The following is a 24,769-nucleotide window of genomic DNA, read 5'->3' on the forward strand; positions in this document are numbered from 1 at the left end:
GGGGCTCGCGGCGGAGGCGCTTAGAACGCGCAGCCGAACGAGGTGTACTGGGCCTTGGCCTGTTCCATCGTGGTCTTGCAGGCCTGGGCCAGGCTGGCCTTGCTGGCCGGGTTGGCGGCCGCCTGCTTCCACATGGCGCGGCTGCTGTCCAAGCCGCTCTGGAACATGGCGCGCTGGTCGGCCGGGACCTTGTCGTTGAGGCAGGCGGAGACCTTGTTCAGATAGTCGTCGCACTCGGGGATGCCGACGCTGTCGGCGGCGGCCACGGGAGCGGCGGCCGGATCGGTGGCGGCCGGCGCGGCGGCGGCCGGATCGGTAGCGGCGGGTGCGTCGGTGGTGGCGGCAGGCGCATCGGTCGTGGCGGCCGGAGCGGCGCCGTCGGCCGGCTTGTCCGCAGGCTTGGTGCAGGCGGCCAGGGCCAGGGTCGCGGCGGCGGCCAGGATCAGAGCGGTGTGCTTCATCGGTATTCCCCGTTGAGATGAGTGGTAGGCGGCGGCTCCATGCCGAACACAGTGCCGACTCCGTCGCGTCAGTGGAACGCGACGGGCACTAGGTACACGAGTCCGGCGCGGATCGTGTTAGCACCTCGTAAAGCCCGGCCTCCTAAGGCACCCGTTGCCGACCGATCGCGGCCAGCATGCTGCGCTGCGGTGCGGTCTTGCGCGAGCTACATCGCGCAGCCGAAACCCGCGTATTCCTCGCGCGCCTGTTCCTGGGCGATGGCGCAGGCCTGCGGCAGCGCGGCGCGGTGGGTGGGGTTGGCGGTGGCTTCCTTCCAGCTGTCGTACTGCTGCGAAATGTTCGCGCGCAGCGCCGCGCGCTGCGCTTCGGGCACCTTGTCGTTGAGGCAGGCGGCGACTTTGCTCAGGTAGTCGTCGCACTGCACGATGCCGATGGCGTCGTCGACTTTGCCGCCGCTGCCGCTGGCGGAAGAGCAGGCGGTCAGGGTCAGGCAGGCGGCCGCGAGCGCGGCCAGGGTCCAGGCGTGGGAGGTCATGGCGTCGGTTCGGAGGGAGTCGAGGGGCGCGGGGTCCGTCGCCGCGTCGTGCATCCGGCCCGGCCATCGCTGCGCGCGCGTCGGTTCCGAAATCGCCGTCTTTGTATGCGACGCCGGTTACAGATTGATGAAGTCGTCGTCCATGTCGCGCCAGTGGTGGCCATCGAAGGCTTCCAGCGGACGGTAGCGGCGCTTGTAGTCCATCTTCGGATGGCCGGCGATCCAGTAACCCAGGTACAGATGCTCGCGCCGTTCGCGCCGTGCCCATTCGATCTGACGCAGGATGCCCAGCGTGCCCAGGCCGCGATCGGCCAGTTCGGGTTCGTAGAAGGTGTACACCGCCGACAACGCGGTCTCGACCACGTCGGTCACCGCCACCGCGAGCAGGCGCTTGTCTTCGCGCAATTCCAGGAAACGGCCTTCGCTCCAGCTGCCGATCAGGAACTGGTCGAACTCGGCCGCGCCGTGTCCGTCCATGCCGCCGCCAGCGTGGCGCGAGGCCAGGTAGCGGCGGTACAGGGCCAGGTGTTCCTCGCTGCGTTCGGCCGGACGCACGCGCATCTCCACGCGTGCGTTGCGCGCCATGCAGCGGCGCTGGCTGCGGTCGGGGCGGAAGCGGTCCACCGGTATGCGCACCGCGACACAGGCGCGGCAGGCGCCGCAGTGCGGGCGGTAGACGATGTCCCCGGAGCGGCGGAAACCCCAGCCCAGGGCGTGCGGGTACCAGGCGCGCAGGCGCGGATCGCGCGGGTCCAGCACCAGGTCGCGGGCCACGCGCTCCGGCCAGTAGCCGCAGGCGTGCTCGCCGGTGTGGAACAGGCGCAGGTCCTCGCTGTCCGGCTGCGGTTGGGTGCCCATGGGGGCAGCATAGCGCCGTCTCCGCGCGGCGGTGCTGGCGCGGCGTTCACGTTTCCGTCCACGGGCGTGTCAACCGCCGCCCGCCCCGGGCGTTGATTCCTGCATCGGCGCCGCCCCGGCGCCCCCGCAGGAGTCAACGCATGAAACGTTCCACCTTGCTCGTGGCCGCGCTGGCGGCCGCCGTTGCCGGCGCCGCCCTGGCCGCCCCGCAGGGCGAAGGCCGCGAAGGCCGTGGCGGACGCCCGTCGCTGGACAGCAACCAGGACGGCGCCATCGACCGCAACGAAGCCGCGGCCTCGCCGCGCCTGGCCCAGGCCTTCGACCGCCTGGACAAGAACGGCGACGGCCGGATCAGCGCCGATGAGCGCCCCGCGCGCGGCGGCCATGGCAAGCGCGGCGGCCACGGCGGCCGCCACGGTGGCATGGGCGGCGTGATCGGCGCCGATGCCGACGGCGATGGCCGCCTGAGCATGGCCGAGGCGGCCAAGCTGCCCAAGCTGGGCGACCAGTTCGCCGCCATCGACCGCAACCGCGACGGCTACCTGGTGCGCAGCGAACTGCGCGCCTATCACGACAGTCAGCGCCCGCAGCGCGAGGCCGAGCGCGCCAAGCGTTTCGACCAGCGCTTTGCCGAGGCCGACGCCAACCGCGACGGCAAGCTCAGCAAGGCCGAAGTGGGCGAAAAGATGCCGCATCTGGCCAAGGCCTTCGCCTTCATGGACGAGGACCGCGACGGCTATCTGACCCGCGACGATCTGCGTCAGCCGTCGCGCCGCTGAATCTCTGGCCGGTCGCCAGGCCGGCGGGCGTTGCACCCAGTTGTAAGCAGGTAGGGAAAGTTTGCCCCTCCAGATTCCCGTGCCGTCCCGCGGCACGGGTCTTTTTTTGCGCGAAGGATTTGTGCGCCGATCGCGCCGCAACTTGTTGTATCGCGTGCCCTCACCCCAACCCCTCTCCCGTAAACGGGAGAGGGGCTAAAGCAGCAAGCGGTGTCGGATGTATCCCCTCTCCCGCTTGCGGGAGAGGGCTAGGGTGAGGGGATGAGCGCAGCGAATGCTCTTGATCCCCGCTCGGGTACCGAACTAGCCACGCACATAGAAGACCCAGAGGGCGGCGCACAGGACGTGCACCGTTTTCCGCTCGGGCAGGAGGCCCGATCGGAAAATCCCCGCGCACGCAACGCTCTCGCACGGGAGCTCTGGGGAAGCGTTTTTCTTTGGTAACTTTCTTTTGACGCTTATCAAAAGAAAGTTACCCGGCCGCTTGCGGACGGAAGCTGTTGCTGTTGCTTGAAGCTAAGAGCAAATCCCCCTCAATCCCCCCATTTTTTTTAAAGGGGGAAGACCAGCAGGAACGAAATGGGTTCCGGCTTTCGTCGGAATGACGGAACCAGGATTCGGATCGGGGAGGGAACCTACAAGCGCCCGGATTCGATCAGGCCCAGCACCAGACCGCCCAGGCCGCAGCCCACGCCGACCACCAATCCCAACCAGCTCTGCACGCGCTCGCGCCGCCGCTGCCGTGCCGCCGCCAGCGGATCGCGCGCGGCTTCCAACGCATGCCGCCGGCGCAGCGCGCGCGGCTGGGTGACTTGGGTCTGCCACATCACCACGCCGATGAAGGCCAGCGTGGCCGCGGTGGGCAGCCACCAGCCGCCGCGGCCGCTGTGCGCGATCAGCATCAGCGCGGCGACGAAGGCGATGGACACCAGCGCGCAGATCACCGCGCTGCGGATCAGCGCGTAGCGCTCGGCGGCGTCGATCGCGCCCTTGAGCTGCTTGCGCAAACCCAGGTAGATGCCGGCGAACGCCGCGACCAGGGCGAAGGCGATGCTGCCGGCCGCGCCCAGCAGCACCTGCGCCAGGGTCTTGCCGCCGGCCGCGGCGCCGGCGCCGAGCAGACCCGCCGCCGCGGCCGGCGGGCTGGCCACGGTCAGCGCGGTGGCGACCAGACTGGTGAAGGCCAGCGAGGGCGCGCTGTCCAGGGCGAAACGGCCGAAGCGCGCGAGCATTTCCTCGCGCACCGCGGCGCGCGCGCGCGACAGGCGCTTGCGCACCGCCGCGTCGCTCAGGCCCAGCAGCGCGGCGACCTGTTGCGAACTCTGGCCCTCGCGGTAATACAGCAGCAGCACCTCGCGGCTGTCGTCGGGCAGGGCCGAGATCAACTCGGCCGCGGCGCGTTGGCGCTCGTCGTCGAGCAGGCGCTCGCAGGGCGTGGGCTGCGGATCGGCCGCGGCTTCGATCGCCGCGTCCACGTCGTCCACGCCGCGCGGCGCGCGCTTGCGCGCACGCAGGTGGTCGCGGGCCAGGTTGCGGGTGATCTGGCGCAGCCACGGCAGGAAGCTGGCCGGGCTCTGCAGCCGGCGCAGGTTCTGCCAGGCGCTGAGGAAGGCTTCCTGGGCGATGTCCTCGCTGGCCGGCACGTCGCGCACGATCGCCAGGGCGATGGCGGTGACCGAGTTCTGGCACAGGGCGACGATGCGCGAGTAGGCGGCGCGGTCGCCGGCCGCGGCGGCGGGCAGTTCGGCGTGGATGGCGGCGGTGAGGGCGTCGGCGGTCATGGCGATGGCGGCGATGGGGTCTTGCTCCCAGACGCGCGGGCGTGCCCGATGTGACCGACCGCCGCCGGCCTACATCGCCACGTGGCGCACGGTGCGCACCACCTGCCAGTCGCCGTCCACCGACTTCACTTCCAGGGTCTTGTAGGACGCCGACATGCGGTGGTGGTAGCCCTCGTACTGGATGGTCCCGGCGTCGCGGGCGCTGGGCTTGAACGCGCGTACGTCGGCCAGCAGAGCGGGGTGGCCGGAGGCGCGATGCACGCTGCCGGTTTCCTCGTCGGGGTTGCGCACGCACTCGGAGGCCGGCGCCAGGCGACGGCCGCGCAGCTGCGCCTGCAGCCCGTCGAGCAACGCCTTGGACGGATCCTTGCCGTCGATGGACAGGCACACCGTGTCGATCGGCGCGGCCTTGGCCAGTTCGTGCAGGAACACGGTCGCGGCCAGCGGTTGCGGGATCGGCGCGGTGCTGCCGTCCAGCGGATGCTTGGCCAGCGCGGCGCTGGCCGGGTCCTGGCTGAGCGAGCGCACGATGGCCAGCGCCAGCACCACGGCGATGCCGCCGATCAGCGCCAGCTTGATCCGGAACGCGCGCTTCTGCGCCGGCGTGCGCGCGGGCGCGAGTTGTTCGGCCGGGCGGAAGCTCATCGCGGCGAAGCCTTCGCCGCCGCGTGTGGAATCGATCAGGCCGGCCTCGCGCAGGATTTCGCGCGCGCGCACCTGGTCGTCGGACTTCACCACCCACACCGCGGGCTTGGCCGATTCCTGGTCGCTGTAGCTGAAGCCGCTGCGGCGCTTGCCCTTGTAGGAGCGGTCGTTGCTGATGCGCACTTCGATCTGCGCCTCGCGCAGCATCTTGGCCACGGCTTCGACGTTCTCAAGGCGCGCGCTGGAAAATACCTGTCTCATCTCAGTCCTTGGACGGCACGTGCTTGGCGGCGGCAGCGTCCTTGACTACACGGATCAGGCCTTCCTGGGCGGTGCTGGCCACCAGGTGGCCGTGGCGGTCGTAGATCTGCCCGCGCGCCAGGCCGCGCCCGCCCTGGGCGCTGGGGCTGTCGATGGAATACAGCAGCCAGTCGTCGGCGCGGAACGGGCGGTGGAACCACAGCGCGTGGTCCAGCGAGGCCATCTGCACGTTGGGCTGGTAGTAGCTGATGCCGTGCGGGAAGGTCGCCGTGCCCAGCAGGTGGAAGTCCGAGGCGTAGGCCAGCAGCGCGCGGTGCAGCTCGGGCGCGTCGCCCACGGTTTCGCTCAGCCGGAACCAGACCTGCTGATAGGGCGGGCGCTTGGGCGGGTTGAGCTCGTCGCGCGGGTAGACGTGGCGGAACTCGAACGGGCCCTGCCGCGTCAGCCAGCGCTGGATCTTGGTCGGCAGCGTGGCCATCACTTCCGGCGGCACCGCGGGCGCGGCGTCCAGGTCCTCGGGCTTGGGCACTTCCGGCATCGACAGCTGGTGCTCGCCGCCTTCTTCCTCCTTCTGGAACGAGGCGGCCAGGAAGAAGATCGGCTGGCCGTGCTGGATCGCGGTGACCCGGCGCACCGAGAAACTGCCGCCGTCGCGGGTGCGGTCGGCCTGGTAGACGATGGGCGCTTCGATGTCGCCGGCCTTGAGGAAGTAGGCGTGCAGCGAATGCGCGGTGCGCGGCGCTTCCAGGGTGGCCTGCGCGGCCGACAGCGCCTGCCCCAGCACCTGGCCGCCGAACACGTACTTGGTGCCGATGTCGCGGCTCTGGCCGCGGAACAGGTTGTCCTCCAGCCGCTCCAGCGACAGCAGTTCGATCAGTTCGGAGACGGGGGAGGAAGGCATCGAGGCATTCGAAGCGTGACTGAGCCGTCAGTATAGCGAAGGGCAGATCGCGGCCGATGCCGCAGCTCCGCGGACCGGTGCCGCGGGTTCGGGCGGGCGAGGGGCGCGCTCGAAGGCCGCTGAGGCGGCCCGTCGCGCGCTTATCGCGCGCGCAGGGAGCGATGGGCAGGTAGGGAGCCCGATGCGGCAGGGATCCGAATCGATCGGGTAGACCTTGTTGGCGGCAACGCCGGAGTCTGCGATCAGACTGCCGGCGTTGGACGCGCACACCATCCCATGCTTCAGGCATCGAGTACTGGCCGCCGGAGGCTCTCCGACAGCCTCAGCACAGTGCTTAGTCCGGCTGTACCACGCTGGAATCGGACAAGTACACCATGGTTGCGTTGACCGGCACGGTATTGGCGACCAGGTCGCCGTAGGCGCTATGGAACACCACTCGCTGTCCATCGCCGCTGATCGAGGGGCGGCCGCTGTCGTCGGCATTGATGGAGCGCGGGACCAGGGGCTGATTCAACCATTCATCGGCGCCGGTCGACAGATTTCGACGGTAGACACCGACGGGCGGATCGGAGGGCTGCAAAGGCAACGGCCATTGATGGGCGACAAAGGCCAGCCAGCCGTCATTTTGACTCAATGCCGGATAGTGCGTGGCGACCCGGCCGGTTTGCCCGTTCGGATACAGACTGACGATGCTGATCCTCTTGGAGTGCAAGTCATGGAGGAAGAGATGCCTGCGGCGTTCCACTTGGGGAGATTCTTCGGAGGGCGTCGACACGGCAGGTTCCATGTTCGGCCAGATGTTCTTGGCCTCGGTGGAGAACGCGCTGAAGCGGCCGCTGCCGCTGATCGAAGTGATGTAGTTCGCGCTGGAGACGGCGACGTCGCCGCTGACGTTATCGCGGTCGAGCAAGAGGTTGGCGGCTTGAACGGGGGTTGTCGTCCCCAAGTCGCGCGAGTAGGCATGGGCGGCCGACCACAACGTCGGTGGATCGATCATCCTGGTAGACCCTGCGTGGAACACGATTCGACTGCCATCGGCGTTCAGCTCCGGGAAACTGCCGCCGTCGCCTAGCGGGGGATTGCCCTGAAAGTCGCGACTGGCCAAGCTGATCCCATTGCCCTTTTGGCCGCCGATCTCGCCGACGACTCTGTAGCGGAACACGTTCTGGATCCCCAGATTGGGGTCGGTCACCAAGTTCCTGGCGGTGGAGTCGAAGCTCAGCCAACGCCCGTCGGCGCTGAACGTCGGGTTCGAACTGGTGCCGTCGCCGGCTTGGGTGCGGTTGGGCGTGCGGGTGATCAGGGTGACGCTGTTGGTCAAGCGGTCGACCATCACGATCTGGTTGTGGTTGGCCGGCGCCGGGGAGCTGAGCCCCGTATTCACCAGGTTGGGCGCCCGGGTAGCGAACGCCACATAGCGACCATCGCCGCTGATGGCCGGGCGCCCTTCGATGATGCCGTTGGCCTCAGCGCCGCTGCTGGTCAAGCTGACGCGTGCGGCGGTGCCTTCCACAAGGTCGTAGACGAAAACATCGGGAAGGTTATTGGTGTCGGGTTCGAGGGCGCCGTCGTGGCCGACCAGATTGGTTGCGGTGGAGCGGAACGCGACGAAGCGGCCGTTTGCGCTGATGACCGGATCTGCGCCGTGAGCGGCGAGCTGATTGTTGTTGTAGGCGTGGCTGACCAAGCGCAGCGTGCCGGTTTGGGCCAGGGCCAGCGACGGCAAAGCGATCGCCACCGCGGCGGCGAGCAGGGTTTTGAGCGACATAGAAGAGCGTCCGTGTTCTGTAGCGGGAAGGGGCGGCGCGCGGCGGCGGTCATGCGGCCGCGACGTTGCATATGTACAGCTGTACTAGCTGTACTAGTTCAGTCTAAATATGCGTCGCGGCGATGCGCAAGTCCGGCCGCGCTGGCCTCACAGGCGCTGCAGCCCGCACGCCGCCAGCACCTGCGCCCACGGGAAGCGCGGGCCCGGGTCGAGCTTGCGCTGCACCTGCACCCCGGGATCGTCGCTGGCCTCGACCCGGGTGGTGTCCAGGTCCTCGTGGCCGGCGATCCAGCGCAGCGCCGGCAATTCCTCCCGCAGACGCGCCAGCAGCGCGACCAGGGCCTGGATCTGCGCCGGCGTGTAGTCCTCGTCCATGGCCTGGTGGCGCGAGTCCAGCCAATGCGGGTAGCGGCCGGTGTTGACCAGTTCGATGCCGACCGAGCGCGGATTGTAGCCGCGGGTGTGGTGGGCCACGCGCAGCGGGTCCACGTAGCGGTGGGTGCCGCCGTCGCGGTCGATGTAGTAGTGGCCGCTGTTGCCGGTGCCTGAGCCCGGGTAGAGCACGCGCTCGCCGTACTCGCGCGCGGTCGCCAGGTCCGGCAGTTCGGTGCAATGCACCACCACCAGATCGACGTCTGCGGCCGCGCGCGGCTGCAGCAGGGCCTCGTAAGGCAAGGGGTCCAGGCGCAGGTCGGGCGGGGGCGGCATGGGGCCGGATGCTAACATTCGCCCCTGTACCGGAGCCCGTCATGACCCTGCCCCCCGCCGACTCCGCGCTAGGCCGCCTGATGGCCACGCTGCCGCGCCCCGGGCGGGTGGAGTGGATCGGCCTGCGCCCCAAGCGCGATGTGCCGATGCAGGAAGTCGAGCACGTGCTGGCCCAGGCCGGGCTGGGGCTGGTCGGCGACCGCTACGCCGGCGGCAGCGGCAAGCGCGGGGTAACCCTGATCCAGGCCGAGCACCTGCCGGCGATCGCCGCCCTCAGCGGCCACGCCCAGGTCGCGCCGGCCACCCTGCGCCGCAACGTGGTGGTCTCCGGGCTGCCGCTGGTCGCGCTCAAGGGCCGCCGCTTCCGTTTGGGCGATGCGCTGCTGGAAGGCACCGAGGAATGCGACCCCTGCTCGCGCATGGAAGACGCTCTCGGTCCCGGCGGTTACAACGCGATGCGCGGCCACGGCGGCCTGTGCGCACGCATTCTCGAAAGCGGCACGATCCGGCGCCTGGATGCGCTGGTGGTGCTGCCGGATTGAACGCGCGCGCCGCAGCGGCGCGCCTTCCTTCGCAATTACCGGACACGCATGAGCACGCGCGGACACTGCATTCTTTCCCATGGCTTCGAAAGCGGCCCCGACGCGACCAAGGTCGCGGCGCTGGCGCAGGCCGCGCAGCGCCTGGGCTGGAGCCACGAGCGGCCGGATTACACCGACCTGGATGCGCGCCGCGAGGTCAGCGAACTGGGCGACGTGCCGCAGCGCATGCAGCGCCTGCTGGCGCTGGCCCAGGCCGCCGCGCAGCGCGGGCCGTTGGTGCTGGCCGGTTCCAGCCTGGGCGCCTATATCTCGGGCCTGGTCTCGTTGCAGGTGCCGGTGGCCGGTTTGTTCCTGATGGCGCCGCCGGTGCAGATGGGTCCTGCGCCGCGTTTGCAGGCGGCGCAGGTGCCCACCGCCATCGTCCACGGCTGGGACGACGAACTGATCCCGGCGCAGGACGTGGTCGGCTGGGCGCAGCCGCGCCGCGCGCGCCTGCTGATGGTCGACGACGGTCATCGCCTGTCCGCGCATGTCGAGGCCAGCGCCGAGGCCTTCGCCGAATTGCTGGTGCGCCTGTGACGGCCGCCGTCCGTAACGCCTGCAACGGAGCGGCGCGATGAAGTTCTACGTCAGCTGCGGCAAGGGCCTGGAATACCTGCTCGCCGACGAGTTGGTCGCGCTGGGCTGCGCGCGCGCCACTGCGGCGCTGGCCGGCGCCAACGCCGAGGGCGAACTGATCGATGCGCAGCGCGCGGTGCTGTGGTCGCGCCTGGCCAGCCGTGTGCTGTGGCCGATCGCCGAATTCGACTGCCCCAACGAGAACGCGCTCTACGCCGGCGTGGCCGCGATCGACTGGACCGAGCACCTCACCGCCAACGACACCATCGCCGTGGACGCGCACGTGTCCGGCACCGCGATCACCCACGCGCGCTACGCCGCGCAGCGGGTCAAGGATGCGGTGGTCGACACCCTGCGCGCGCGCACCGGCGCGCGCCCGGACGTGGACGTGGACGCGCCCGACGTGCGTTTGAACCTGGTGGTGCGCAAGAACCGCGCGATCGTTTCCATCGACCTGGGCGGCGGCTCGCTGCACCGGCGCGGCTGGCGGCAGAAGCAGGGCGAGGCGCCGCTGAAGGAGAACCTGGCCGCGGCGGTGCTGCTGCGCGGCGGCTGGCCCGCGGTCTACGCCGAGGGTGGCGCGTTGCTGGACCCGATGTGCGGCAGCGGCACCTTGCTGATCGAAGGCGCGCTGATGGCCGCCGACGTCGCGCCCGGCCTGCTGCGCCACGAGGGCTTGCCGCCGACGCGCTGGCGCGGTTTCGACGCCGCGCTCTGGCGCACGCTGTGCGAGCAGGCGCGCGCGCGCGAAGACGCCGGCCGCGCCGCGCTGCGCCCGGTGTTCTACGGCAGCGATCTGGACCCGCACGCTATCCGCGCGGCGCGCGACAACGAAGTCATGGCCGGCCTGGCCGGCGTGATCCAGTGGCAGGCCGCCGCGGTCGAACAACTGCAATGGCCCGCGGACGCGCTGCCCGCGAACGGCGTGGCGGTCTGCAATCCGCCTTACGACGCGCGCCTGGCCGCCGATCCGGCGCTGTACCGCGCGCTGGGCAACAGCCTCAAGCGCTTGGTGCCGCAGTGGCGCGCCAGCCTGCTCTGCGGCGACGCCGATCTGGCCCAGGCCACCGGCCTGCGCGCGCAGAAGAAATATCAGGTGTTCAACGGCGCCATCGAGTGCAGCCTGATCGTCTGCGATCCGGTCGCGCCGCCGACGCGCGCGCAGACCGAGGCTGAGCCGGTCGCGCTGTCCGAGGGCGCGCAGATGGTGGCCAACCGCCTGCGCAAGAACCTGCACAAGCTCAAGCGCTGGCGCCAGCGCGAAGGCGTCAGCTGCTACCGCGCCTACGACGCCGACCTGCCCGAATACGCGGCTGCCATCGACGTGTACGAAACCGCGAGCGAGCCTGCGGAACTCTGGCTGCATGTGCAGGAATACGCGGCGCCGGCATCGATCCCCGAAGCCGACCAGCGCCGGCGTTTGAACGAACTGCTGGCGGCCGCGCGCGAGGCCTTCGCGGTGCCGCGCGAGCGCATCGCCCTGAAGACCCGCGCGCGCGGCAAGGGCGGCAGCAAGTACGGCCGCTTCGACCGTCGCGGCGAAGTCCTGGTGGTGCGCGAAGGCGCCGCGCGCCTGCGCGTGAACCTGCACGACTACCTCGACACCGGCCTGTTCCTGGACCACCGTCCGCTGCGCCTGCGCATCGCCGAAGAGGCGCGCGGCCGCCGCTTCCTCAACCTGTTCGCCTACACCGGCGCGGCCACCGTGCACGCGGCGGTGGGCGGCGCGGCGCAGACCACCACGGTGGACCTGTCGGCGACCTACCTGCAGTGGTGTTCGGACAACCTGCGCGAGAACGGCATCGGCGGCGCCGAGCACCGCCTGGTCCAGGCCGATGCGGTGGCCTGGCTGGAAGCCGACCGCGGCCGCTACGACCTGATCTTCTGCGACCCGCCCACGTTCTCCAACTCGGCGCGCGCCGACGACTTCGACATCCAGCGCGAGCACGTGCGCCTGCTGCGCGCGGCGGTGGCGCGGCTGGCCGACAACGGCGTGCTGTATTTCTCCAACAATTTCCGCCGTTTCCGCCTGGACGACGAAGCCGTGGCCGCGTTCGCCGACTGCCAGGAGATCAGCGCCGAGACCATTCCGCCCGATTTCGCCCGCGATGCGCGCATCCATCGCTGCTGGCGGCTGCAGCCCCGGTGAGCGACGCCATGCAGCCCCGCAAGCCCGGCGCCTGGACCTTCTTCCGCCAATGGCTGAAGAACCCGCTGCGCACCGCGGCGGTGGCGCCTTCCGGCCCGGAGCTGGCGGCGGCGATGATCGCCGAGTTGCCCGACGACGCGCGCCGGATCATCGAACTGGGCGGCGGCACCGGCGCGATCACCCGCGCCCTGCTAGACGCCGGCATCGCCGACCGCGACCTGCTGGTGCTGGAGCTCAACGAGGAACTGCACGCCCACCTGCACCGGCGCTTTCCGCAGGCGCAGGTGTTGCTGGGCGATGCGCGCTCGCTGCCGGCGCTGGCGCGCGCCAACGGCTATCTGGACGCGGGCCCGGCCGATGCGGTGGTCTCGGGCCTGGGCCTGCTGACCATGCCGCCGCCGCTGCAGCGCAGCCTGCTGGCGGCCGCGTTCGAATGCCTGCGCCCGGGCGGGTCCTTCGTGCAGTTCACCTACGGCCCGGCCGCGCCGGTGGCCGACACGGTCATGCGCGAACTGCGCCTGCACGTGCGCCGCGGCGAATTCGTGCTGCGCAACGTGCCGCCGGCGACGGTGTACGTGTACACGCGCGAAGCCGCGGCGTAGCCGACGCAGCATCGAAGAGACGCGCGCTGCGGCCTTTCGGGGTTCGCTTCAGGCCAGACCCTGCTTCCACTCCCGCGGCGACACCCCCAACTGCGCCTTGAACGCGCGCGACAGCGTCGACTCGCTGCCGTAGCCCACATCCTCGGCCACGCGCTTGAGCGGCCGCCCCTGGCGCAGCGCGCGCTGCGCCAACGCCACGCGCCACTGCTGCAGGTAGGCGCCGGGCGTGCTGCCCACCGCCTCGCGGAAGCTGTTGGCGAACACGCTGCGCGACATGCCGGCGGTGGCCGCCAGCGCGTCCAGCGTCCACTCGCGCGCCGGCGCTTCGTGCATGGCCACCAGGGCCAGGCGCAGGCGCGGATGGCCCAGGCCGGCGAGCATGCCGGCCTGGGTCTGGCCATGGTCCATCAGGTGCCGCAGCACCTGGATCAGCACCACTTCGAACAAGCGGTCGAGCAGGGCGCGGCGCCCGCAGCGCTGGTCGAAGGCTTCCTCGAACAGCAGCGCGAGCGTGCCCTGCAGCGCCGGCACCTGCTCCAGCGGCAGGCAGGCGTAGTCGGGCAGGGCGGCGGCGATGGGGTGCGCGCTGCCGCCGTCGAAGCGCAGGTGCGCGCAGGTCAGCTGCGCGCCGGTGTGGGGGTCGCTGACGAAGCGGTGCGGCAGCGGCCGCGGGTACAGCAGCAGGCTGGGCTGTTCGACCTGCAGCGCCGGGGTCGCGCCGTCGCCGTGGTACACGGCCACCGGGCCGCGTTGGATCAGATGCAGCTGGCCGCTGTCGCCGTCCGGTGCCAGGTCGTTGATGCCGCACAGCACGCCGGCCTGAAATACCTGGGCACGGACCGAAAAGCGTTCGAACAGGGCCTCGAGGCGGTCGGCCATTTCGATACTCCTGGCAATGTTTTCAGGACTGTACGCATCCAATGGTATCAGTCGGGCGCGCAAAGTACGTCCTGCCGACAGGCAACGCGACATCACCGCCTCTCACCCCGAACAGGAGTCCCGCCATGAACGCTCTGCACCGCACCTCCCTCGCCCTGGCCCTGCTGGCCGCCTCCGCCGCCCCGCAGGCCCTGGCTGCGCCCGCCACCGCCGCCGCCCCGTCCGCCGCCAGCGCCATCGAAACCAGCGCCGGCTACGTCACCACCCGCGATGGCGTGCGCCTGTATTACAAGGACTGGGGCCCGAAGAACGGCCCGGTCGTCACCTTCAGCCACGGCTGGCCGCTGAGCTCGGACAGCTGGGAGTCGCAGATGCTGTTCCTGGCCGAGCAGGGCTACCGCGTGGTCGCCCACGACCGCCGCGGCCACGGCCGCTCCAGCCAGCCCTGGGACGGCAACGACATGGACCACTACGCCGACGACCTGGCCGCGGTGATCGAAGCGCTGGATCTGAAGGACGTGACCCTGGTCGGCTTCTCCACCGGCGGCGGCGAAGTGGCGCGCTACATCGGCCGCCACGGCACCTCGCGGGTGAAGAAGGCGGTGCTGGTCAGCGCGGTGCCGCCGTTGATGCTCAAGACCGCCGACAACCCCGGCGGCCTGCCGATCGAGGTGTTCGACGGCCTGCGCAAGGCCTCGCTGGAGAACCGCTCGCAGTTGTATCTGGACATCGCCTCGGGCCCGTTCTACGGCTACAACCGCGCCGGCGCCAAGCCTTCGCAGGGCCTGATCCAGTCGTTCTGGGTGCAGGGCATGCAGGCCGGGCACAAGAACACCTACGACTCCATCGCCGCGTTCTCGGCCACCGATTTCCGCGAGGACCTCAAGCGCATCGACGTGCCGGTGCTGGTGATCCACGGCGACGACGACCAGATCGTGCCGATCGACGCATCGGGCAAGGCTTCGGCCGCACTGATCAAGAACGCGCAGCTGATCGTGTATCCGGGCGCGCCGCATGGCCTGACCGACACGCACAAGGACCGCGTCAACCGCGACCTGCTGGCGTTCCTGCGCAAGTAAGCGAGAGTACTGGCGATACCAAGGCCGGCGCCCACGGGCGCCGGTTTTTTTTGCGCGCCGTTCGCTCAACTCGCCGCCAGCGTGCCTGCGGCCATGGCCACCAGTCCGCCGGACACGCCTTCGACGCAGCGCCGTCGGCGGTCGCTGTAGGCACGGCCGCGTCCGCCCCAGGCCAGCACCAGACTCAACACCGTGTACACCAACGCGCACAGGGCGATGAACACCGCCGACAACAACAGTGCCTGCATCGCCGCTGTGTCGTGGCCGTGCATGAACTGCGGCAGGATCGCGAAGTAGACGGTCATGCCCTTGGGATTGAGCGCGGCGGTGAGGAAGCCGCGGCGGAACGGTGCCGGGCTTGCTTGCTGCGTCGGATTGGCGGCGCCCGGTCGCAAGGCCGAGCGGATCAGACGCAGCGCCAGCCAGGCCAGGTAGAGCACGCCAGCCCAGCGCAGCGCGGCGAACAGCAGCGGCGAGGCGGCCAGCAGCGCGGCCAGGCCCAGCGTCACCAGCAGCGAGTGCAAGACGTAGCCGGCGCAGACGCCCGCGGTCGCACGCAGGCCGGCGCCGGCGCGGCCGCCCAGCGCCTGCGAGGCGATGAACAGCATGTCCGGACCGGGGGTGCAGATCAGCGGCAGTACGGTGGCGGCGAACAGCAGCAGGCGAGGGGTGTCCATGCCGGCATGCTAGGGCGGATCGCGCGCAATCGGCTTGCGAATGTTTCCTGATCTATCCGTTTATTGGAATTTAATGCCAACGATCGAAGCCGATTTGACGGCCCATGCCCGACTAAGACCCTTGGAACGATAGGGTTGGTATCGGTTCTATTGTTCTATATTTGTAAATGATGTTCCCGCGCATGGTGGTTTCGTTCTGCCCATGCGGTGTCATTCTGTGCCCAACGCCGCAGGGCGAACCACACAGGAGAGAGCCATGGCCACCGCCACCCTAGACACCACCCGCTACGCCCGCGTCGGCCGCAAGCTGCAGGGCCAGGCCACTTCGGACGGCGCCGGCGTGCGTCTGACCCGGGTGATCGGCGGCCAGCAGCTGCCCGATCTGGATCCGTTCCTGCTGCTGGACGAATTCGGCACCGACCGCGCCGAGGACTACATCGCCGGCTTCCCCGAGCATCCGCACCGCGGCTTCGAGACGGTGACCTACATGCTCGACGGCCGCATGCGCCACAAGGACAACCACGGCAACGAAGGCGTGCTGGTGCCCGGCAGCGTGCAATGGATGACCGCCGGCCGCGGCCTGGTGCATTCGGAAATGCCCGAGCAGCAGGAGGGCCGCATGCGCGGCTTCCAGTTGTGGGTGAACCTGCCGGCGCGCGAGAAGATGACCGATCCGCGTTACCAGGAGTTCGCGCCCGAGCGCATTCCGCAGCTGCAGCCAGCCGCGGGTGTGACGGTGAAGCTGATCGCCGGCCGCGTCGGCGACACCGTGGGCCCGATCGTGCAGCCGGCGACGCAGCCGGTGTACCTGGACATCGGCCTGGATGCCGGCGCCGCTTGGGAATACGAATTGCCCGAAGGCCATAGCGCGTTCGTCTATGTGTTCGAGGGCGCGGCCAGCATCGGCCAGGGCGAGGACGCCCGCGCGGTGAATGCGCAGGAACTGGCGGTGCTGACCACGGGCAACGTGGTCAAGCTCGCCGCCGGCGCGCAGGGCGCGCGCGCCATCCTGGTCGCCGGCCAGCCGCTGCGCGAGCCGGTGGCGCGTTACGGCCCGTTCGTGATGAACACCAAGCAGGAAGTGATGCAGGCCTTCGTCGATTTCCAGGAAGGCAAGTTCTGAGGGCTGCATCGTAACGACCGCCGTGGGCTGCGACAGTCGCAGCTCACGGCGTTGCGGTTCGGAGGATGGCAGCACCAGGATTCATCGTCGCTGCGGCGCAAATCGCAACGCCCGATCTCGTCCTTACGGCGTGCGCGGCATCCTCCGTTCACCGTCATTCCGGCGTAAGCCGGAACCCATTTTGATCTTGCTTGTCGTAAGTACGGAAAGCCAAATGGGTTCCGGCTTACGCCGGAATGACGGGCTGGGGCTGGGGCTGGGGAGGTCGAGCCTTGCGATCGCGCGGCTCAATCCATGAACAAGGAACGATGCGCGGAGACGCCCGCCAGCATGCCCGCCGCCACCGCCGTCGCCACGCTGGCCATCGCCATGCTCGCGTCGCCCGCCGCGAACACGCCAGGGACGCTGCTGCGCTTGGTGTCGTCCACGCGCAGCAGGGGCCCCCAGGGGCCGTCGTCGTACTCGCAGCCCAGCTGCTCGGCCAGGGCACTGCTGGGATGGATCGTCGGCGCCACGAACAGGCCGGCCAATTCCACTTCGCGCCCGTCTTGCAGGCGCACCGCCGACAGCGCATCGCCTTCGCCCAACACCTCCACCACGGGGCTGGGTTCGATACGCACGCCGCGCGCGGCCAGTTGCGCAGCTTCTTCCGCAGTGGGTTCGAATTGCCCCTGGGTGAAGTAGGTGGTCGGCCCCCAATCGGGGACGAGCAAGGCCTGATGCATCGACGTGGCCTTCACGGCTAGCACGCCCAGCGGCCGCTGTTCGAATTCGTAGCCATGGCAATAGGGGCAATGCACCACGCTGCGGCCCCAGCGTTCGCGCAGGCCGGGAATCGGCGGCAGTTCGTCGCGCACGCCGGTGGCCAGCACCAGCCGCTGCGCGCTCAGGCGGCGGCCGTCGGACAGGGTTAGCGCGAAGCCGTTGCCGTCGCGCTGCGCCTGCACCGCTTCGGCGGCGATGAAGTCGACGGTGGGGTAGGCCGACAGCTGCAGCACCGCCTGGTCCAGCATGTCCTGCGGCGCCCAGCCGTCCATGCCGAAGAAGCCGTGCGAATGGCCGGCGTAGCGGTTGCGCGGGCGGCCCGCGTCGATCACGGCCACGCGCCGGCGCGCGCGCGCCAGCGGCATGGCCGCGGCCAGGCCGGCGTAGCTGCCACCGACCACGATGACTTGGTAGTCCATAAACGCTCCTGGGTGAGGGCTGCGGCGCGGCTGCGCCGCTTCACGTATCAACTGAAGTTACGTTTTAGCACCGCCCGGCGCGTTCATGCAACTATATTTGTTACGTAATACGGCCGCGCTGTTAAGATCGCCCCGAACCCCGAGCAGGACCGCGCGATGCGCAACGACAACCGGCTTTCGCGCATGCTGCATGTGCTGATCCACATGGCCCAGCATCCCGAGCCGGTGACCTCCGAATTCATCGCCGGCATCCTCAGCACCAACGCGGTGGTGGTGCGGCGGACCATGGCCGGATTGCGCGAGCAGGGCTATGTGCGCTCGGTGAGGGGGCACGGCGGCGGTTGGACCCTGGCCCAGCCGCTGGACGGCATCAGCCTGCTCGACGTGTACCGTGCCATCGGCGAGCCGCCGGTGTTCGCGCTGGGCCTGTCCGACGACCACGCGCGCTGCCTGGTCGAGCAGGGCGTCAATGCCGCGCTGCGCGGCGCGCTGGACGAGGCGCGCGAGCGTTTGCTGGCGCGTTTCGCCGCGACCAAGCTGGACGGCATCGCCCGCGATTACGAAGCGCGCATGGCCCAGCACCCTGGCTTCAAGCCACGCTGGGAGCGCTGAAGCGCAACGGGCCGCGCCCTCGCGGACGCGGCCCGTGGTGAACGACTGGCGTCGCGCTCAGTCCTTGCCGAACCAGCGGTAGATCACGCCGCCGAGCAGCCCGCCCAGGATCGGCGCCAGCCAGAACAGCCACAGCTGCGAGATCGCCTGCGAACCGGCGAACAGGCCCACGCCGGTGGAGCGCGCCGGGTTCACCGAGGTGTTGGTGACCGGGATGCTGATCAGGTGGATCAGGGTCAGGCCCAGGCCGATGGCGATGGGCGCGAAGCCGGCCGGCGCGCGCGGGTGGGTGGCGCCCAGGATGATGACCAGGAACATCGCCGTCATCACCACTTCGCACAGGAACGCCGCGGCCACCGAGTAACCGCCGGGCGAATGCGCGCCGTAACCGTTGCTGGCGAAGGCGCCGGCGGCGTTGGGGTCGACCGAGAATTCCGGATTGCCCGAGGCGATCTGCCACAGCACGAAGCCGGCGAAGATCGCGCCCAGCACCTGGGCCACGATGTAGGGCAGCAGGTCCTTGCCGGCGAAGCGCCCGCCGGCCCACAGGCCGAAGCTCACCGCCGGATTGAAGTGGCCGCCGGAGATATGGCCCAGCGCGTAGGCGCCGGTCAGCACGGTCAGGCCGAAGGCCAGCGACACGCCGAGCAGGCCGATGCCCAGCGGATTGCCCACGCCGCCGAAATTGGCCGCCAATACCGCGCTGCCGCAACCGCCGAGTACCAGCCAGAACGTGCCGATGAATTCGGCGCCGAGTCGCTTGATCATGATCTTCCTCCTGGATGACGGATCGAACTTCGGGGATGTGGCGCGGGCCGCGCGCGCAGGCGCCTCCGCGCCCACGCACAAAGTACGCCGGTCGCGCGAGCGCGCCTAGCCTGGGTGGGGAGGGACATAAGCTGCGGCGGCCGGTTCGCGGCCGCCGCAGCGTCATCGGATCACTTGCTGCTCAGTCGCGCGGACGGAAACCGCAAGCCCTGGGTGAGGTTTTGGATCTCGCCCAGCTGGGCCGGGTTGGCGGCCTGCAGCCAGATGTGGGCGACGCGGCCGTCGCCGAGTTCCAGCAGGGTTTCGCGCACCTGTACATCGGGTTTGCCCGCCAGTTCGCCGCGGTACCAGTACATCGGTTTGCCGTCGATGGTGCCGGCCTCGGCGCGGTCGCCGCGCTTGGGCACGAACGGCGACTTGGCCGCGATGTACATACCGAAGGCTTCGCTGCCGTCCTCGCGCAGGGCGCGGCAGAAATCGGAACCGGCGTTGGCCTTGTGGTCCCAGGCCAGTTGCGACGAAGGCGGCAATTGCGGGCAGCCGTCCTGGCTTTGTGCCTGCACGCTTCCGGCGTACAGGAGCCCGACGAGCACGGGCAGGATCGACATGCGGCATGCCGGCACTTTCATGACTGTTCCCCCTAGTGGCCACGCGACGAGAATCGTGACCTGCGTCAGAACATAAGGCAGTTCCGGGGGATTGACAAATCCTGTGGTTTCGGATGCAACTGAATGGGCGCCTGGCGGTCCCGACCCCCTCGCAGGCGGGGTCGGCGGGGCTCAGCGCTCCGGCAGGGGGATGAACTCGTGCTCGCCCGGGACCTGGCCGAAGCGGCCCTGCTGCCAGTCCTCCTTGGCCTGCTCGATGCGCTCGCGCGAGCTGGACACGAAGTTCCACCACAGGTGGCGCGGGCCGTCCAACGGCTCGCCGCCCAGCAGCATGGCCTTGAGCGGGCTGCGTGCGCGCAGCACCGGGCGGGTGCCCGGGTCCAGCACCACCAGGTGCTTCTCCGGCAGGTCGGCGCCGTCGAGCTGGGCCGCGCCTTCCAGAATATAAAGCGCGCGCTCGGCGTGGCTGTCCTCGATCGCCAGTTCGGCGTCCGGGTCCAGGTCGATGGCCACGTACAGGGTGTCGCTGAACACCTTCACCGGCGCTTCCTCGCCGAAGCCGCGGCCGGCGACGATGCGCAGCCAGGCGCCGTCGCGGCGCTGCTGCGGCAGGCTTGCGGCGGGGTGGTGGTGGAAGGCCGGCGCGGTTTCCTCGAACGAGCGCGGCAGCGCCACCCAGGTCTGCATGCCGTGCAGCGGGTGCTCGCCCTCGCGCAACAGCTGCGGGGTGCGCTCGGAATGGGCGATGCCGCGGCCGGCGGTCATCCAGTTCACGTCGCCGGGGGCGATGTCCTGCGCGCTGCCCAGGGTGTCGCGGTGGTGGATGCGCCCCGACCACAGGAAGGTGACCGTGGCCAGGCCGATATGCGGGTGCGGGCGCACGTCGATGCCGTGGCCGGGTTCGAACACGGCCGGGCCCATGTGATCGACGAAGACGAAGGGCCCGACCGAACGCGCCTGGATCGAGGGCACCGCGCGGCGCACCTGAAACCCGCCCAGGTCGTGGACGCGGGGGGCGATGATCGTGGTCATGGGACGGCTCCGGTGGACTGTGCAGGCGCCATCGTGTCACGGCCGCGGCGACGGCGGCGGCCGCGGCGCGCAACGGGCTGTTGCGGCGGCGGGCATGGTGGCCGCCGCGGGCGTCCGCACTGGCCGGCGCCGGCGCGCGCCGACTAAGCTGCGGCTTCCGTCCGCGTGGGGAACCTGCATGTCCGCAGTCCATTCGTTGCTGCGCACGCTGCTGCTGTGCGCGCTGTTGCTGCCGCAGGCCGCGCTGGCCCAACGCATCGCCCTGGTCGGCGGCACCCTGGTCGACGGCACCCTCAAGGAGCCGATCCGCAACAGCGTGATCCTGATCGAAGGCGAGCGCATCCGCGCAGTCGGCACGGTCGGCTCGCTCGCGGTGCCGCAGGACGCGCAGGTGATCTCCACCGAGGGCATGACCGTGCTGCCCGGGCTGTGGGACATGCACGTGCACCTGATGATCAACGGCCACGCCGACTACGTGCATTGGGACAAGACCTATCCGCCGCAGTTCCGCGACGTGATCATGCCGGCCTCGGCCAAGCAACTGCTGCTGGCCGGCGTGACCGGCGCGCGCGACCTGGGCGGGCCGCTGGAGGAGTCCATCGCCGTGCGCGATGCGATCAACGCAGGGCGCATTCCCGGGCCGACCTTGTTCGTGTCCGGTCCCTTCATCCAGAAGAAGCCTTACCCCGGCACCGAGCAGTTCCGCTGGGGCGTGGACTCGCCCGCCGATGCGCGCGCCAAGGTGCGCAAGCTGGCGCAGGCCGGCGTGGACGTGATCAAGCTCATCGACCAGGACCAGATGAGCGACGAGGAAGTACGCGCGGTGGTCGCCGAGGCGCATGCGCACGGCCTGCCCGTGGTCGCGCACGCGCACCGTCCCGAGGAGATCCGCCGCGGCCTGGCCGCGGGCGTGGACTGCTTCGAGCACACCGGCCTGGGCGCGTCGCCGGAGTACCCGGCCGACGTGATCGCCGCGCTGCGCGAACGCACCGCCAACATGGCCGCCGGACCGCTGTTCTGGACGCCGACCATCGAGGGCTTGTTCAACTTCCCCTACACCGTGCAGCACCACGAGTTCATCGACGGCGACGCCTGGCACGAAGGGCTGACGCCGGAGATCGTCGCCGACATCCGCCGCTCGCTGGAGAACCCCGAGCGCATCGCCTATTTCCAGCAGACGCCGCAGCGCTGGCCGACGCTGAAGCGCAAGTTCCAGCAATTGCGCGAGAGCGGCGCGTTATTGCTGATCGGCACCGACTCGGGCATCCCGATGAAGTTCCACAGCGGCAGCACCTGGAACGAACTGGACGTGTGGGTGAACCAGCTGGGCGTGCCGGCGATCGATGCGATCCGCGCGGCCACCTATTGGCCGGCCGTGGCGATGAAGGCGGACCAGGATTACGGCAGCGTGGTCGAAGGCAAGTACGCCGACATCATCGCCGTGCGTGGCGACGCGCTGAAGCAGGTGGCGCTGCTGCAGCGCGTGGACCTGGTCATCAAGCACGGGCGCCGGGTGAAGTAAGCCGGCGCGCGCCTGGCTCAGGGCGCGGCGGCGATGCGCAGCGTCGCCGCCGGCGCCTCGCCCGGCGCCAGCTGCTGCAGTTCGAAATCCCAGCCGCCGGCGCTGAGCCGGGTCGTGCGCTCGGTGTTGAACGCCAGCGGCAAGGCTTCGCCCTGCGCGGGCTTGAGTTCGAAGTTGACGTCGGCGTCGCCGGCGCGGATGCACTGCACGTTGGGCGGGCAGCGCGAGTCGTTGCTCACGCCCAGGTAATGCAGTTGCGAGCGGTCGGACAGGGCGATGCTCTCGCCGGGCTTCAGGATCGCGGTGCGCTCGCCCGCGGGGCCGGTGCCGCCGCCGGCGGCGCAGGCGGACAGGGCGGCGAGCGAGAACAGGGCGGCGAACAGTCGGGTCATGGCGCGGGCGCTGCGTGGGGGTGGCCGGATCGTAACGCAAGCCACCGCAACACCGCCTTCACCGCGCGGCGGCCGCCGCGCGCCCGCGCCGGCGCGCCAGCCCGATGCCGGCGGCGATGGTCACGGCCGCCAGCACGGCCGGCGCCAGCACCATGCCCAATACGCGCTGACTGTGCTCGCGCAGCGCCACCGGATCGGGCCCGGCATAGCGCATCGGATCGATGAAGGTGATCTGCGCCCAGTAGGCGAAGGCCGCGGCGGTGGCGGCGACCGCGAGCAGGGCGATCAGCCGCGGCGCGGCGGCGTAAGGGCCGGCGCCCAGAACGCGGTGGGCGGCGAAGCTGGCGACGTAGTAGACGCCGGCATAGGCCAGCAGCGCAGTGAGAAACAACACGCCGTGCATGGTTCGTGTCCTTACGGGTTGCGTATCGCGGCGAGCTTAGCCGCACGTTCCCGCCGGCGATGGCGCTGGACATGCGCTAGCGCCAAGACGTGGCTGCGCCGCGCCGAAACGGTGCCGGTTGCGCGCCTTATTTCGTATCGCGGCGCGAGGCCAGGCGGTCGGCCAGGCGCGTGGGTTCGGGCAGGCGGTAGCCGCGCAGGCAACGCAGCACCTGCGCCACGGCCGTCTCCATCGATACCTTGTGCCCGGGCGAGACGATCAGCGGCAGGCAGCGCGCCTTGCTGCGCAGCACGGTGCCGATGACGCGGCCGCGGTAGCGCAGCGGCGAGCGGTCGCCGGGCGTCGGCCCCGGCGGTTCGTGCTGCCCGGCCAGCACCTTCTTGGCCACGCCGATGCTGGGCAGGCCGGTGGCCACGCCGAAATGCGCGGCGATGCCCAGGCCGCGCGGATGGGCGATGCCGTGGCCGTCGACGAAGACGAGGTCGGGCTGGCGTTCGAGCCGGTCCAGCGCCGCCAGCAAAGCGGGCAGTTCGCGGAAGCTCAGCAGGCCCGGGATGTAGGGCATGCGGGTGGGGATGCGCGCGACCTGCGACTCCAGCGGCTGCAGCGTGTCCGCGTCCAACACCACCGCGGCCGCGCGCGTGGTCGCGCCTTCGTCTTCGAAACCCACGTCGAAGCCGGCGAGATAGCGCAGCGGAGCGGGCAGCTCGTCCTGCAGCGACACCTGCTGCGCCAGCGTTACCTGCAAGGCGCGCGCGGCGGCGACGTCGCCATCCCACTCCGGCAGCGCCGGCACGGCCATCAGTAGCGCGTCTGGCTCAGGGTGGCGCGGCCCTGGGCGTCGAAGGAGATGCCGATGCGGCGGTCGAACTCGTCCTCGGCCATCGGCGCCACCTCGCAGCCGCACAGCGCGGCTGCCAGTTGCGGCACGGTGTTGCTGTGGCCCACCACCAGCACGCTGCCTTGCGGGTGGTCGCTGCGCAGGCGCGCGGCCAGTTCGGTGGGCGGGGACTGGGCGTTGTAGATCGTCAGCGCAAGACGATGGCCATCGGCGCTGGGCTGCGCGGTCTCGCGCGTGCGCCGGTAGTCGGTGCTGTAGACGGCGACGAGCTTGCCCTTGCCCAGGTCCGACGCCAGGCGTTGCGCACGGGCCTGGCCGGCGGCGCTCAGGTGCGGATCGCGCGGGTCGTCGCTGCCCTTTTCGGCGTGGCGCACCAGCACGAATTCGGACACGGGTGCGGTCGCGGTCGGCGCGCTGGCGCAGGCGGTCGACAGGCAGAGCAGGGCAGGCAGCAGGAATCGCATGGTGTCGGTTCTCTTATTCGTCCAGCAGCGCGGCGCCCGCGCGCGCGATTTCGCCGTCCTGTACCGCCGGCGCACCGGACACGCCGATCGCGCCGACGAGCTGGCCGCGGTGCAGCAGGCACACGCCCCCTTCCAGCGGCAGCGACCGCGGCAGGCCCAGCACCACGTGCTGCCCTTGCGCCAGCAACTGCTGGTGGAAGACCGTGTCGCGGCGGTAGTTGGCCGAATGCTCGGCCTTGCCGATGGCGACCGTCACGCTGGCATTGGGCGTGCCGTCCATGCGCCGGAACAGCAACAGCCGCCCGGCTTCGTCGACGATCGCTATGGCCACCGCATGCCCATCGTCGCGCGCCTTCGCTTCCGCGGCCTGCGCGATGCGCTCGGCGGCGGCCAGCGTGAGGACGGTGCGGGTGGAGAGCAAGTCGTGCATGGGCGGTGATTGGGTGGGGATGTCGAATCGTACGCGCAATAGGGCTTGGCTGGAGTGGGCTTTGGGTGACGACGATGGTGGTGGGCGGCCCTCACCCCAACCCCTCTCCCGTAAACGGGAGAGGGGCTAAAGCAAAGCGGCGTCGG

General features: G+C 70.1%; 28 protein-coding genes. 9 read left to right on the plus strand and 19 right to left on the minus strand.

Features of this window, described 5'->3' with window-relative positions; translation table 11 throughout:
- Positions 1-20: 20 nt before the first annotated feature.
- The 3 genes from DX914_RS01245 to DX914_RS01255 form a co-directional block, all read right to left on the minus strand.
- The gene (locus tag DX914_RS01245; protein WP_115857265.1) at positions 21-461 is read right to left on the minus strand and encodes a hypothetical protein; all 441 of its coding nucleotides are present in this window, start codon (positions 459-461) and stop codon (positions 21-23) included.
- A gap of 206 nt (positions 462-667) precedes the next feature.
- Complete coding sequence (locus tag DX914_RS01250; RefSeq protein ID WP_115857266.1) at positions 668-997, minus strand: hypothetical protein; 330 nt, start codon at positions 995-997, stop codon at positions 668-670.
- 117 nt (positions 998-1,114) lie between these two features.
- Positions 1,115-1,855 carry an arginyltransferase gene (locus tag DX914_RS01255; protein WP_115857267.1) on the minus strand — a complete coding sequence of 247 codons (741 nt, stop codon included), beginning with the start codon at positions 1,853-1,855 and terminating at the stop codon, positions 1,115-1,117.
- Between the two features lie 140 nt (positions 1,856-1,995).
- Here DX914_RS01255 and DX914_RS01260 point away from each other — a divergent pair, with 140 nt between their 5' ends.
- On the plus strand, positions 1,996-2,634 hold the full coding sequence (locus DX914_RS01260; protein ID WP_115857268.1) for an EF-hand domain-containing protein: 639 nt from the start codon (positions 1,996-1,998) through the stop codon (positions 2,632-2,634).
- Positions 2,635-3,269: 635 nt separating this feature from the next.
- Here DX914_RS01260 and DX914_RS01265 read toward each other — a convergent pair.
- From DX914_RS01265 to DX914_RS01285, 5 genes are all read right to left on the minus strand, one after another.
- A complete protein-coding gene (locus DX914_RS01265; protein WP_115857269.1) occupies positions 3,270-4,415 on the minus strand; it encodes an RNA polymerase sigma factor in 1,146 nt (381 codons plus the stop codon).
- Between the two features lie 69 nt (positions 4,416-4,484).
- Positions 4,485-5,321, minus strand: a complete 837-nt coding sequence (locus DX914_RS01270) for a hypothetical protein (RefSeq protein WP_115857270.1) — start codon at positions 5,319-5,321, stop codon at positions 4,485-4,487.
- Position 5,322: 1 nt separating this feature from the next.
- A complete protein-coding gene (gene tesB, locus DX914_RS01275) occupies positions 5,323-6,222 on the minus strand; it encodes an acyl-CoA thioesterase II (protein WP_115857271.1) in 900 nt (299 codons plus the stop codon).
- Positions 6,223-6,556: 334 nt separating this feature from the next.
- Positions 6,557-7,990 carry a TolB family protein gene (locus DX914_RS01280; protein WP_115857272.1) on the minus strand — a complete coding sequence of 478 codons (1,434 nt, stop codon included), beginning with the start codon at positions 7,988-7,990 and terminating at the stop codon, positions 6,557-6,559.
- 147 nt (positions 7,991-8,137) lie between these two features.
- Complete coding sequence (locus DX914_RS01285) at positions 8,138-8,698, minus strand: N-acetylmuramoyl-L-alanine amidase (protein WP_115857273.1); 561 nt, start codon at positions 8,696-8,698, stop codon at positions 8,138-8,140.
- Positions 8,699-8,739: 41 nt separating this feature from the next.
- Between DX914_RS01285 and DX914_RS01290 the strand changes: the two genes are divergently transcribed.
- From DX914_RS01290 to DX914_RS01305, 4 genes are read left to right on the plus strand one after another with little or no spacing between them, the layout of a single operon-like run.
- Positions 8,740-9,240, plus strand: a complete 501-nt coding sequence (locus DX914_RS01290; RefSeq protein WP_115857274.1) for an MOSC domain-containing protein — start codon at positions 8,740-8,742, stop codon at positions 9,238-9,240.
- Positions 9,241-9,288: 48 nt separating this feature from the next.
- Complete coding sequence (locus DX914_RS01295; protein WP_115857275.1) at positions 9,289-9,819, plus strand: alpha/beta family hydrolase; 531 nt, start codon at positions 9,289-9,291, stop codon at positions 9,817-9,819.
- Positions 9,820-9,856: 37 nt separating this feature from the next.
- Positions 9,857-12,007 (plus strand): bifunctional 23S rRNA (guanine(2069)-N(7))-methyltransferase RlmK/23S rRNA (guanine(2445)-N(2))-methyltransferase RlmL, encoded by a 2,151-nt coding sequence (gene rlmKL, locus DX914_RS01300; RefSeq protein ID WP_115857276.1) that lies wholly within the window; start codon positions 9,857-9,859, stop codon positions 12,005-12,007.
- Between the two features lie 8 nt (positions 12,008-12,015).
- Positions 12,016-12,609 (plus strand): class I SAM-dependent methyltransferase, encoded by a 594-nt coding sequence (locus tag DX914_RS01305; protein ID WP_115859085.1) that lies wholly within the window; start codon positions 12,016-12,018, stop codon positions 12,607-12,609.
- Between the two features lie 48 nt (positions 12,610-12,657).
- On the opposite strand, the gene DX914_RS01310 is transcribed toward DX914_RS01305, so the two are convergent.
- The gene (locus DX914_RS01310) at positions 12,658-13,488 is read right to left on the minus strand and encodes an AraC family transcriptional regulator (RefSeq protein WP_115857277.1); all 831 of its coding nucleotides are present in this window, start codon (positions 13,486-13,488) and stop codon (positions 12,658-12,660) included.
- Between the two features lie 125 nt (positions 13,489-13,613).
- Here DX914_RS01310 and DX914_RS01315 point away from each other — a divergent pair, with 125 nt between their 5' ends.
- Positions 13,614-14,567, plus strand: a complete 954-nt coding sequence (locus DX914_RS01315) for an alpha/beta fold hydrolase (protein WP_115857278.1) — start codon at positions 13,614-13,616, stop codon at positions 14,565-14,567.
- Positions 14,568-14,632: 65 nt separating this feature from the next.
- On the opposite strand, the gene DX914_RS01320 is transcribed toward DX914_RS01315, so the two are convergent.
- Positions 14,633-15,244: a LysE family translocator gene (locus DX914_RS01320; protein ID WP_115857279.1), complete on the minus strand. Its 612-nt coding sequence runs from the start codon at positions 15,242-15,244 to the stop codon at positions 14,633-14,635.
- A 256-nt stretch (positions 15,245-15,500) separates the two neighbouring features.
- Between DX914_RS01320 and DX914_RS01325 the strand changes: the two genes are divergently transcribed.
- Positions 15,501-16,367: a pirin family protein gene (locus DX914_RS01325; RefSeq protein ID WP_115857280.1), complete on the plus strand. Its 867-nt coding sequence runs from the start codon at positions 15,501-15,503 to the stop codon at positions 16,365-16,367.
- A gap of 287 nt (positions 16,368-16,654) precedes the next feature.
- Here the strand turns inward: DX914_RS01325 and DX914_RS01330 are convergent, their stop codons facing one another.
- Positions 16,655-17,551 (minus strand): NAD(P)/FAD-dependent oxidoreductase, encoded by an 897-nt coding sequence (locus DX914_RS01330; protein WP_115857281.1) that lies wholly within the window; start codon positions 17,549-17,551, stop codon positions 16,655-16,657.
- A 156-nt stretch (positions 17,552-17,707) separates the two neighbouring features.
- Between DX914_RS01330 and DX914_RS01335 the strand changes: the two genes are divergently transcribed.
- A complete protein-coding gene (locus tag DX914_RS01335) occupies positions 17,708-18,163 on the plus strand; it encodes an Rrf2 family transcriptional regulator (RefSeq protein WP_115857282.1) in 456 nt (151 codons plus the stop codon).
- Positions 18,164-18,220: 57 nt separating this feature from the next.
- Here DX914_RS01335 and aqpZ read toward each other — a convergent pair whose 3' ends face one another.
- From aqpZ to DX914_RS01350, 3 genes are all read right to left on the minus strand, one after another.
- Positions 18,221-18,931, minus strand: a complete 711-nt coding sequence (gene aqpZ / locus DX914_RS01340) for an aquaporin Z (protein WP_115857283.1) — start codon at positions 18,929-18,931, stop codon at positions 18,221-18,223.
- A 170-nt stretch (positions 18,932-19,101) separates the two neighbouring features.
- A complete protein-coding gene (locus tag DX914_RS01345) occupies positions 19,102-19,539 on the minus strand; it encodes a hypothetical protein (RefSeq protein ID WP_147300555.1) in 438 nt (145 codons plus the stop codon).
- Between the two features lie 171 nt (positions 19,540-19,710).
- Positions 19,711-20,571: a pirin family protein gene (locus DX914_RS01350; RefSeq protein ID WP_115857285.1), complete on the minus strand. Its 861-nt coding sequence runs from the start codon at positions 20,569-20,571 to the stop codon at positions 19,711-19,713.
- Positions 20,572-20,749: 178 nt separating this feature from the next.
- On the opposite strand from DX914_RS01350, the gene DX914_RS01355 reads away from it, so the two are divergent.
- Complete coding sequence (locus DX914_RS01355) at positions 20,750-22,093, plus strand: amidohydrolase family protein (protein ID WP_115857286.1); 1,344 nt, start codon at positions 20,750-20,752, stop codon at positions 22,091-22,093.
- A 17-nt stretch (positions 22,094-22,110) separates the two neighbouring features.
- Here the strand turns inward: DX914_RS01355 and DX914_RS01360 are convergent, their stop codons facing one another.
- The 5 genes from DX914_RS01360 to DX914_RS01380 form a co-directional block, all read right to left on the minus strand.
- Complete coding sequence (locus tag DX914_RS01360) at positions 22,111-22,485, minus strand: hypothetical protein (RefSeq protein ID WP_115857287.1); 375 nt, start codon at positions 22,483-22,485, stop codon at positions 22,111-22,113.
- Between the two features lie 58 nt (positions 22,486-22,543).
- Positions 22,544-22,888 carry a hypothetical protein gene (locus DX914_RS01365; protein ID WP_115857288.1) on the minus strand — a complete coding sequence of 115 codons (345 nt, stop codon included), beginning with the start codon at positions 22,886-22,888 and terminating at the stop codon, positions 22,544-22,546.
- Positions 22,889-23,015: 127 nt separating this feature from the next.
- Positions 23,016-23,690, minus strand: a complete 675-nt coding sequence (nfi, locus tag DX914_RS01370) for a deoxyribonuclease V (RefSeq protein ID WP_115857289.1) — start codon at positions 23,688-23,690, stop codon at positions 23,016-23,018.
- Positions 23,690-24,193, minus strand: a complete 504-nt coding sequence (locus tag DX914_RS01375; RefSeq protein WP_115857290.1) for a SixA phosphatase family protein — start codon at positions 24,191-24,193, stop codon at positions 23,690-23,692. The genes nfi and DX914_RS01375 overlap by 1 nt, the downstream gene beginning before the upstream one ends.
- 13 nt (positions 24,194-24,206) lie before the next feature.
- Complete coding sequence (locus tag DX914_RS01380) at positions 24,207-24,623, minus strand: GlcG/HbpS family heme-binding protein (protein WP_115857291.1); 417 nt, start codon at positions 24,621-24,623, stop codon at positions 24,207-24,209.
- Positions 24,624-24,769 lie beyond the last annotated feature (146 nt).

This window comes from Lysobacter silvisoli, assembly GCF_003382365.1.
In the GTDB taxonomy this organism is placed as follows: Bacteria; Pseudomonadota; Gammaproteobacteria; order Xanthomonadales; family Xanthomonadaceae; genus Lysobacter; species Lysobacter silvisoli.

Coding starts and splice junctions, on each gene's coding strand:
- DX914_RS01245 (WP_115857265.1), bottom strand. CDS start 461: ATGAAGCACACCGCTCTGATCCTGGCCGCCGCCGCGACCCTGGCCCTG.
- DX914_RS01250 (WP_115857266.1), bottom strand. CDS start 997: ATGACCTCCCACGCCTGGACCCTGGCCGCGCTCGCGGCCGCCTGCCTG.
- DX914_RS01255 (WP_115857267.1), bottom strand. CDS start 1,855: ATGGGCACCCAACCGCAGCCGGACAGCGAGGACCTGCGCCTGTTCCAC.
- DX914_RS01260 (WP_115857268.1), top strand. CDS start 1,996: ATGAAACGTTCCACCTTGCTCGTGGCCGCGCTGGCGGCCGCCGTTGCC.
- DX914_RS01265 (WP_115857269.1), bottom strand. CDS start 4,415: ATGACCGCCGACGCCCTCACCGCCGCCATCCACGCCGAACTGCCCGCC.
- DX914_RS01270 (WP_115857270.1), bottom strand. CDS start 5,321: ATGAGACAGGTATTTTCCAGCGCGCGCCTTGAGAACGTCGAAGCCGTG.
- tesB (WP_115857271.1), bottom strand. CDS start 6,222: ATGCCTTCCTCCCCCGTCTCCGAACTGATCGAACTGCTGTCGCTGGAG.
- DX914_RS01280 (WP_115857272.1), bottom strand. CDS start 7,990: ATGTCGCTCAAAACCCTGCTCGCCGCCGCGGTGGCGATCGCTTTGCCG.
- DX914_RS01285 (WP_115857273.1), bottom strand. CDS start 8,698: ATGCCGCCCCCGCCCGACCTGCGCCTGGACCCCTTGCCTTACGAGGCC.
- DX914_RS01290 (WP_115857274.1), top strand. CDS start 8,740: ATGACCCTGCCCCCCGCCGACTCCGCGCTAGGCCGCCTGATGGCCACG.
- DX914_RS01295 (WP_115857275.1), top strand. CDS start 9,289: ATGAGCACGCGCGGACACTGCATTCTTTCCCATGGCTTCGAAAGCGGC.
- rlmKL (WP_115857276.1), top strand. CDS start 9,857: ATGAAGTTCTACGTCAGCTGCGGCAAGGGCCTGGAATACCTGCTCGCC.
- DX914_RS01305 (WP_115859085.1), top strand. CDS start 12,016: ATGCAGCCCCGCAAGCCCGGCGCCTGGACCTTCTTCCGCCAATGGCTG.
- DX914_RS01310 (WP_115857277.1), bottom strand. CDS start 13,488: ATGGCCGACCGCCTCGAGGCCCTGTTCGAACGCTTTTCGGTCCGTGCC.
- DX914_RS01315 (WP_115857278.1), top strand. CDS start 13,614: ATGAACGCTCTGCACCGCACCTCCCTCGCCCTGGCCCTGCTGGCCGCC.
- DX914_RS01320 (WP_115857279.1), bottom strand. CDS start 15,244: ATGGACACCCCTCGCCTGCTGCTGTTCGCCGCCACCGTACTGCCGCTG.
- DX914_RS01325 (WP_115857280.1), top strand. CDS start 15,501: ATGGCCACCGCCACCCTAGACACCACCCGCTACGCCCGCGTCGGCCGC.
- DX914_RS01330 (WP_115857281.1), bottom strand. CDS start 17,551: ATGGACTACCAAGTCATCGTGGTCGGTGGCAGCTACGCCGGCCTGGCC.
- DX914_RS01335 (WP_115857282.1), top strand. CDS start 17,708: ATGCGCAACGACAACCGGCTTTCGCGCATGCTGCATGTGCTGATCCAC.
- aqpZ (WP_115857283.1), bottom strand. CDS start 18,931: ATGATCAAGCGACTCGGCGCCGAATTCATCGGCACGTTCTGGCTGGTA.
- DX914_RS01345 (WP_147300555.1), bottom strand. CDS start 19,539: ATGTCGATCCTGCCCGTGCTCGTCGGGCTCCTGTACGCCGGAAGCGTG.
- DX914_RS01350 (WP_115857285.1), bottom strand. CDS start 20,571: ATGACCACGATCATCGCCCCCCGCGTCCACGACCTGGGCGGGTTTCAG.
- DX914_RS01355 (WP_115857286.1), top strand. CDS start 20,750: ATGTCCGCAGTCCATTCGTTGCTGCGCACGCTGCTGCTGTGCGCGCTG.
- DX914_RS01360 (WP_115857287.1), bottom strand. CDS start 22,485: ATGACCCGACTGTTCGCCGCCCTGTTCTCGCTCGCCGCCCTGTCCGCC.
- DX914_RS01365 (WP_115857288.1), bottom strand. CDS start 22,888: ATGCACGGCGTGTTGTTTCTCACTGCGCTGCTGGCCTATGCCGGCGTC.
- nfi (WP_115857289.1), bottom strand. CDS start 23,690: ATGGCCGTGCCGGCGCTGCCGGAGTGGGATGGCGACGTCGCCGCCGCG.
- DX914_RS01375 (WP_115857290.1), bottom strand. CDS start 24,193: ATGCGATTCCTGCTGCCTGCCCTGCTCTGCCTGTCGACCGCCTGCGCC.
- DX914_RS01380 (WP_115857291.1), bottom strand. CDS start 24,623: ATGCACGACTTGCTCTCCACCCGCACCGTCCTCACGCTGGCCGCCGCC.